We start from the raw sequence: 5,220 nt of genomic DNA, 5'->3' as shown, positions 1-5,220 counted from the left end.
ATTTACGCCGTCTGCGCCGCTAGAATTTCGACTGCTATCTTTTTTAACCACGATCTGGCCGTTTTTTACGCCTAAAATTTCGACTCGGTCGCCCTCGTTAAGATCTGAAATTTCATCGCTTTTCCAAAACGTGCCTTTGAAATAGACCATGCCGTTTTTGACGGTGCCGGTGCCGCTCTCGTCTAAAAAATTATCCTCATGTTTCTCTTCTGGTTTGAAAAATCGCGATTTAAGCGGCCTTTTAAGCGCGATCAGAAGTACGAAAGATAGCACGAACGAAAGCAGAATTTGTAAGTCCCAATCAAGATGAAAACCGAAGCTCAAAAGCCCCGTGATGAAAAATCCGGCGCTAAAAAATATAAAGGTAAAATCCATCACCAAAAGCTCGACGATTGCCAAAATCACGCCGATTATGATAAAAATCAGCGCGTTCATTTGAGCTCCTTCGCGCCGTTTTTACCGAGGAATTCTTTAAGCACGCTAAGAGAGCCGATAAGCTCGCTCGTTTCGTAAGGGATCAAAATTTTATCCTTGCTCGGGTTTTTGGACAGCTCGCTAAAAGCGTTTACACGACCCTGCGCGAGCAGGTATTCCGCCGCGAAGCTGGAAGCGCTCATCGCTAAATTTATACTGTCCATCGCGTCTTTTTGACCCTGTGCTAGCGCGATCTGCTCGTATTTTTTCGCATCCGCCATACGCTCGATCGCCTCGGCTTCGAGCACCTTCTCCTGCTTTAGCGCCTCGGCGTTTCGGATGAGGGCCGCTTTTTCAGCCTCGGCTTTAAGCTCGATCGCGCGCTTTTCACGCTCGGCTTTCATCTGCATATTCATCGCCTCTTCGATGCCGTGCGGTACCGAAATTTCGGAAATTTCCACGCGCATGATCTTTACGCCCCAGTTATCAGCGGCATCGCCCAGAGCGATTTGTAGCTTGGAATTTAGCTGATCGCGCGAACTAAGCGTGCTGTCTAGGCTCATCTCGCCGATCGCGCTACGTAGCGTTGTCATCGCTAAATTTGAAATCGCGCGGCGATAATCCTCGACGTTGTAAAGCGCCATCTTACCGTCGATGACTTTTAAAAACACGATACCGTCGACGCTTATGTTGACGTTATCTTTGGTGATGACTTGCTGCTTGCTGATGTCCACGAGCTGCTCGCGTACGCTCATCTTAGCGCGTACCGCGTCAAAAAACGGCACGATGATGTGAAATCCGCCGTCGAGCACCTTGTGAAAGCGACCCAGTCGCTCGATGATTAAAATTTCCGATTGTGAGACGATCTTGACCCCCATCTTTAGAATTGCCGCGATGAGGACGCAAAATACTATTACCGTAGTTACGAACCCTTCCATTTTCACTCCTGAATTAAAATTTCGCAATTATAGCATTTTTAGCTTATTTTGGCTTTTAAGGCGCGCCGTGATACAATCGCTTAAAATTTTTTATAATTAATTTACGGGATAAAATTTTATGATCAGATACATAGTGCTGCTTCGCCATTCACGCAACTACCGACTGCTCTTTTCGGCGGGTTTTATATGTATGTTCGGCTTGTGGTTTTCGGTCGTTGGGATCGCTACGCTGCTGATTGAACTTGGCGCGCCGGTATGGGCGATCACGGCGGTAGGCGTCGTTTCGTTCGTGCCAAACGTTTTTTTAGCGCCCATCAACGGCATCATCGTGGATAAATTTCAACCAAAGCCTCTGATGACGGCGATGTTTATAACCGAGATGATCAGTATTTTCATGCTGATTTTTATCGATAGTTTGGATTATCTGTGGCTGCTGCTTTTGATCGTGGTCGTGCGCAGCGTCGCAGGCACGCTGTTTTTTCAAACCGAATCATCTACGCTGCCGAAATTTCTAAGCCGCCCCTATCTCAAGCTTGCTAACGAGATGACGGGCATTATCTGGACGATCACATATACTTTCGGTATGGCGAGCGCGGGTATTTTTATCCACTATTTCGGCGTGCGAGCGGCGTTTATTTTGGATTTTTGCTTATATGTTTTTTCGTTTTTTATCCTGCTGCGGCTAAATTTTAAAGACCTCGCAAGAAACGCGCCGGGGCCCGTGTTTAAGATGCTAAAGGAGGGCTTTTCTTACCTGCGCTCGCATCCTTTGGTGGTGCATCTCATCGTCCTTCACGCCTTCGTCGCCGTCACCACCTACGACAATCTCATCGCGCTTCTTGCGAAGTATAAATACAAAGAAATTTTAAGCGCTTCGCTAGTCATCGGGCTTATGAATATGTCGCGCTCGGCGGCTGCGTTTTTCGGGCAGATATGGCTAAGTAAGATCGTGAATAAATATACGTTTTTTTGGCTATTGCTGGGGCAGTTTGCGGGCATGGCGCTGTGGGCGGTGCTGGAGTTTAACTACTGGCTTTCGTTTGCGGGCATGATCGCGGCGGGATTTTTCATCACGACGGTGTGGTCGTATTCTTTTACGCAGCTGCAAAACCACGTCGATAGGGAGTTTTTCGGGCGCGTCATCGCTTACAACGATATGGCGTATTTCATCGTCGCCACACTCGTGTCGGCCGCGATCGGATTTTTTTTCGAGCTTGGATTTTCGCTTTCGCAAATTACCTTCGGTATGGGCTTTATGTTCGCAATCGCGGCGTTTTATTATAAATTTTTGATCTACGAAAAAATTTAAACCTCGGCCGCTATCTTTTCGGCGCGATCTCGGGGCGAAAGATAGCAAATACGAATAAAAAGCTCATCGCCGCGAAAAATACCCAGATAAAGCCGTTTGCGCCCAAAAATTTCATCATCGCGCCGATGATCAAAGGCGAGCAGAGCGACGCGCTCGAATAGATAAAGAGCATTGCCGCTGAAATTTGCACGCGAGATGCGCCCTCGCCGGTGATGGAATCGTTTGCGCGCGCGATGGCGAGCGAATACAAAGGAAAGGCGCCAAATCCTAGCAGCAACGCGAGTGCGCACGTTAGGATGAAGCTCTTAGCAAAAAATAGCGCTGCGCAGGAAGTAAGGCCCACGACGCAAACTATCATTATGGCGCGTTTGCGACCAAACTTATCTGAAATAGTGCCACAGACGAGCTGCGCTAAGAAGCCTCCTGCCATCGCCGATCCCATAAATGCGCCCACCGAGCCCACTCCAAGCCCTGCACTTAGCACGAAAACGCTCGCCATCGAAAAAAAGCCGTTAATCAAAATGCCCGCGCAAACCACCGTCGCAAACGCAAGCGGCGGCACGATTGAAATTTGCGGCATCGAGATGCGCATGCGAGCGGGGACTCTAGGAGGATTGAAGCGGATTAAATTTACCGGCAGCAGCGCTAGGATGATGAAAAATGCGCTTAGCACGAAGACCTTCATCGTTCCGAAATTTAGCGCCAAGATTATAACTCCTATCGCAAACGCGCCGTAAAAAACCGCTTCGTAGATCGCCAGCACGCGGGAGCGGATGGAGTTTGTGATCTTTGAGTTTATCCAGCTTTCGATTATCATCAAAAGCGCGTAGTAGCAAAAGCCCAAAATGAAGCGCAAAATCGCCCAATACACGAGGTTTGAGCCTAGATCGTGCAGCATCGCCGCGATGCCGAAAAGCGCCGTAAAGACCGCGTATGCCCGCACGTATGAGAGCGCGCCGATTATCGAAGGCACGAAAAAGCCGCTAAAGATCGCACCTAAAAAGAAAAACGCCGAAATCGCTCCGATCTCAAGCTCGCTGTGGCCGGATTCTTTTAGCATGATGCCCGCGCTTGCGATGACTAGCGCGTCGCCGATAAACATAAAGAAAATCCCCAGAAATAGGGGGCTTAGCGAGCGTGCCGCGCGCATAGATTCAAACAATGACTTTTCCTTGGAATTAAATTTGACGTATTGTAGCCTTTTATTGATTAAAGCTCGGTTTTTATGGCAAAATATCTGAAAAATTTTAAGGATCATGTATGAGATTAAAAATTCTAATCGCATTTTTACTAACGGCGATATTTGGTGGGTGTGCGGCGTTTCAAGGTAAGGCGTATAGATCGGAAACCCCCGAAGTAAAGAAAGCGTATAGCACAATCGAACTACCACAAAGCGTTATGATAGATGGAGAAACTTTTACTCAAAAGTATAAAAATCTCGTGGCGGCATATTATTATTTAAGCGATGAGGAGGAATATAAATGGAGTAAGCTCGTGTCCATATCGTACTACGGCGATGTAAAAAGTATCGATGGGTATATATACGGGATATATGAAACGATAGCGAAGTCCAATGAAGTGAGAAAAAAAGATGAGTGGCGCTCCCTTGATATCATAAAAACTAGCCCTACGCAAGCCGTAATAGCGATCCTTAATCCGCCTGCCCCCGGAGATCCTAATTTCAATAAATATGAAGTCGATCTAATGGTTGCAGATATGCAAAGTTGTGGACTTATACTTGTACAATACGCGAAAAATTTCGATTCGGATGGGGATTTTAAAAAGATGCGAAAATTTATAAAGGAAAATAAAGCTAAAATTTTATCGCAGATGCCGAAGATCAGGTGCAGGTAACGCGCTGAAAAGTCCAGTGTGCGATAAAATTTTACCGCAGCGGTTTTAAAACGGCGCAAATGTTTAAATTTAGAGGCGGCTCACAACGAAGTGCTGAAATTTCAAGATAAAATTTTAATCCAAACGTTAAAGCTCTAGCGGTCGTGCCTCGTCGCACCAAAGAGTCGAGTTTTATTGAAAAGCCCTGCAGCTAAAGCAGCGATCCGCGCGGCTAAATTTCAAAATAAAATTTCATAGAGCAAAACCGGGGCGCAAAAGGGGCAGAATTTTAAAGCTCTAGCCGTTTTGCATTATCCCCTTTAGGCTGCGATACTCCTCGCATTCGCCCGTCAGCTTCGCGTCGGTGCCGATAGCGAGGATGCGGCCGTTTTTCATCACGGCGATATTATCGGCGCGCTCGATCGTGGAGAGGCGGTGAGCGATTACAAAGACGATTTTGCTTTGTTTGATCTTTTCGATGACGTTTGAGATCTCCTTTTCGCTTGCGTTATCCAGCGCCGAAGTCGCCTCGTCGAATATTAAAATTTGCGGGTCCTTATACAGCGCGCGCGCGATGGCGATACGCTGACGCTCACCACCCGATACATGACTGCCGCCCGTGCCGACGCGCGTGTCATAACCATGCGCAAGCCGCAGGATGAAGTCCTCGCATCCCGCAGCTCGCGCGGCGCGCTCGACCTCCTCGTCGGAGGCCTGCGGCCTGCC

The 5,220-nt window shown here is 47.8% G+C and carries 6 protein-coding genes; 2 read left to right on the top strand and 4 right to left on the bottom strand.

All coding sequences use genetic code 11. The annotated features are described in order from the left end of the window. Both Q0372_RS00455 and Q0372_RS00450 read right to left on the bottom strand, forming a co-directional pair. A partial coding sequence (locus Q0372_RS00455; RefSeq protein ID WP_298101333.1) for an NfeD family protein occupies nt 1-435 on the bottom strand: 435 nt, incomplete at its 3' end. After that, entirely contained in the window at nt 432-1,352 is a 921-nt protein-coding gene (locus tag Q0372_RS00450; RefSeq protein WP_298043472.1) for a stomatin-like protein, read from the bottom strand. The genes Q0372_RS00450 and Q0372_RS00455, both read right to left, overlap by 4 nt. 118 nt (nt 1,353-1,470) lie before the next feature. Here Q0372_RS00450 and Q0372_RS00445 point away from each other — a divergent pair, with 118 nt between their 5' ends. Then, nucleotides 1,471-2,661 carry an MFS transporter gene (locus Q0372_RS00445; protein WP_298101331.1) on the top strand — a complete coding sequence of 397 codons (1,191 nt, stop codon included), beginning with the start codon at nt 1,471-1,473 and terminating at the stop codon, nt 2,659-2,661. 10 nt (nt 2,662-2,671) lie between these two features. Here Q0372_RS00445 and Q0372_RS00440 read toward each other — a convergent pair whose 3' ends face one another. Continuing rightward, nucleotides 2,672-3,823: an MFS transporter gene (locus Q0372_RS00440; RefSeq protein ID WP_298101329.1), complete on the bottom strand. Its 1,152-nt coding sequence runs from the start codon at nt 3,821-3,823 to the stop codon at nt 2,672-2,674. A gap of 98 nt (nt 3,824-3,921) precedes the next feature. On the opposite strand from Q0372_RS00440, the gene Q0372_RS00435 reads away from it, so the two are divergent. Further along, entirely contained in the window at nt 3,922-4,515 is a 594-nt protein-coding gene (locus tag Q0372_RS00435; RefSeq protein WP_298101327.1) for a hypothetical protein, read from the top strand. Between the two features lie 276 nt (nt 4,516-4,791). Here the strand turns inward: Q0372_RS00435 and Q0372_RS00430 are convergent. Further along, a partial coding sequence (locus Q0372_RS00430; RefSeq protein WP_298101326.1) for an ATP-binding cassette domain-containing protein occupies nt 4,792-5,220 on the bottom strand: 429 nt, incomplete at its 5' end.

Source organism: uncultured Campylobacter sp. (genome assembly GCF_937997405.1).
GTDB lineage: Bacteria > Campylobacterota > Campylobacteria > Campylobacterales > Campylobacteraceae > Campylobacter_B.
This window is presented reverse-complemented; position numbering and strand designations above follow the sequence as displayed.